General features: G+C 51.4%; 3 protein-coding genes. All 3 read left to right on the forward strand.

The annotated features are described in order from the left end of the window. Nucleotides 1–82: 82 nt before the first annotated feature. The 3 genes from tnpA (at nt 83) to tnpC (ending at nt 2342) form a co-directional block, all read left to right on the forward strand. On the forward strand, nt 83–373 hold the full coding sequence (gene tnpA / locus WG68_RS18890) for an IS66 family insertion sequence element accessory protein TnpA (RefSeq protein WP_235357799.1): 291 nt from the start codon (nt 83–85) through the stop codon (nt 371–373). A gap of 2 nt (nt 374–375) precedes the next feature. Then, the gene (gene tnpB, locus WG68_RS18895; RefSeq protein ID WP_046559272.1) at nt 376–732 is read left to right on the forward strand and encodes an IS66 family insertion sequence element accessory protein TnpB; all 357 of its coding nucleotides are present in this window, start codon (nt 376–378) and stop codon (nt 730–732) included. A gap of 92 nt (nt 733–824) precedes the next feature. After that, nucleotides 825–2342 carry an IS66 family transposase gene (gene tnpC / locus WG68_RS18900; protein ID WP_046559273.1) on the forward strand — a complete coding sequence of 506 codons (1518 nt, stop codon included), beginning with the start codon at nt 825–827 and terminating at the stop codon, nt 2340–2342. Nucleotides 2343–2388: the final 46 nt, after the last annotated feature.

Consider the following 2388-nt stretch of genomic DNA (forward strand, 5'->3'; position numbering starts at 1 on the left):
GTAAGCGTAACCCCAACCACACATTCCAAGCTTAGCTAAATCTTCTTACTCTGTCTGAATCTATTACCAGACAGGGTTTCACATGATCCGCAGAACAACCGAACAATGGCTGGCGCTGTTTGACCAGCACAAAGCCAGTGGGCTAACGCAAACCGACTTTGCAAAACAGCAAGGCATTGACCAGACCTACTTCAGCTATCGTAAGCGGCAACTTCTCGCCTGGCAACAGGAAGACGATGCCAGTTTTGTTGAGCTGACGCCGCAAGGCATGTTGCTTAGCCAGCCAATGCTGCTGAAAAAGCGCGATGTCGAGCTGCACTTACCGCCAGGCACGGATGCCTTGTGGTTAGCTGCGTTGCTCCGGGCGCTTTAACCATGAAGATGTTTATCGACCCGCCAAAAATTTACCTGCATAAACAGCCGGTGGATTTTAGAAAATCCATCAATGGCTTGTCGCTGTTGGTTGAACAGGAGATGCAGCAGTCGCCGTTTAGCGGTGCGTTGTTTGTGTTCTGTAACCGCCAGCGCACCCGCTTAAAAGTGCTGTACTGGGACAGCACAGGCTTTTGCCTGTGGTACAAACGGCTAGAAAAAGATAAATTCCGCTGGCCGCGCCTGATGCCCGGTAAAGTGCTCTCCATCAGTGAGCAGCAGTGGCACTGGTTGTTACAGGGTATTGATATCCAAAAACTGACACCGCATCAGCCGTTGCAGTACCAAAGCGTGGGCTGATATGCCGATCGGCTATAAATCCTTTCGATCGCAGCTTAAACAATCTAAATAAGTACAGGCACTTAGCCGCATTGGCCGTTACAATAACGTCCATGAAAAAAACACCTCCAACACTGCCGGATGATATTGAAACGCTCAAGAAAATGCTGCTTGAGCGCGACAAACGCATTGCCAAATTAGAGCGGGTAAACCAAAAGCTCGAAGATAAGCTGCAGCAACTGCTGGAGCAATACAACCTTGCGCAGTATAAAAAATACAGCCCCAGCAGCGAAAGCTATCAGGGCGATGGCGAGGTGCTGAACGAAGCGGAGCAGCTTGCTGACGAAGAGCCAGCCCAGCCAGAAGCGACCCAGGCCAAAGCGGAAAAACTATCCAAACCGCGCCGTCCGCGTATTGCGGCCGAGCTGCCACGGGTGGAAGTTGTCCACGACATTACCGATAAAACTTGTGCCTGCTGTGGCCATGCGCTGCACCGGATGGGTGAAGAAGTCAGTGAGCAGATTGAGTTCGTACCGGCCCAAATTAGGGTGATTAAAAACATCCGGCCCAAATACAGTTGCCGGGCATGTGAAAATCAAGGTACGACAGTGGCCATACAAATTGCCGATGTGCCGCCGGCTATTATCCCTAAAAGCATGGCGACCCCGAGCTTACTGGCCCAAATCATCAGCAGCAAAATGCACTACGGCCTGCCGCTGTACCGGCAAGAGAAAATGTTTGCCCAAGCCGGTATTGAACTGAGCCGCCAAACCATGAGCCGCTGGTTAATTACCTGTGCCGATAAACTGGAATCGCTGCTGACATTGATGAAAAACATGCTGTTGCAACAACCGGTGCTGTGGGCCGATGAAACGACAGTGAACGTGCTTGATGTAGAAAAAAGCACCTGTTACATGTGGGTGTACGGCTGCGGCATGGAGTCATCAACAGGCCCCAAGCTGGTACTGTTTGATTACCAGGATGGGCGCGCTGGTAAACATCCTAAAGCCTATCTTGACGGTTACACCGGGTATCTGCAGGTGGATGGCTATGCCGGTTATGAGCAAACGGATGCAACCCTGGTCGGTTGCTGGGCCCATGCAAGACGCAAGTTCGTCGAAGCGCAAAAAGCCCAGGGTAAAGGCAAAACCGGTAAAGCCGACTGGGCCATCAACCATATCCAGAAGTTGTATGCCCTGGAGAGCAAACTAAAAACCAAGGCAGCCGAGGTTAAATACCAGCAAAGGCACGACGTCGCTAAGCCCTTGCTGCAACAGCTGTGGGACTGGCTGGAGAAATCCAAAGACGCCATTCCAACAGAAAGCGCACTGGGTAAAGCCATTACCTACAGCCTGAATCAATGGCCGAAGCTGATGGGTTATCTGGAAGATGGCAGGTTGAATATCGACAACAATCGCGCCGAGCGTGCTATAAAGCCCTTCGTCATCGGCCGAAAAGCCTGGCTGTTTGCTAACACCACATCAGGGGCTAAAGCCAGTGCGGCACTTTACAGTCTGGTCGAAACCGCCAAAATCAACGAACTAGAACCGTATGATTACCTGACCAAAGTGTTTAAAGAGCTACCCACCGCAGATACCCCAGGCAAGCTGACAAAGTTGTTGCCATTCTGAGCTACACGGCAATCACGCTGGATGGTGTGGTTGCTGCAACGCTTAC

It is taken from the genome of Arsukibacterium ikkense (assembly GCF_000987775.1).
GTDB lineage: Bacteria > Pseudomonadota > Gammaproteobacteria > Enterobacterales > Alteromonadaceae > Alishewanella > Alishewanella ikkense.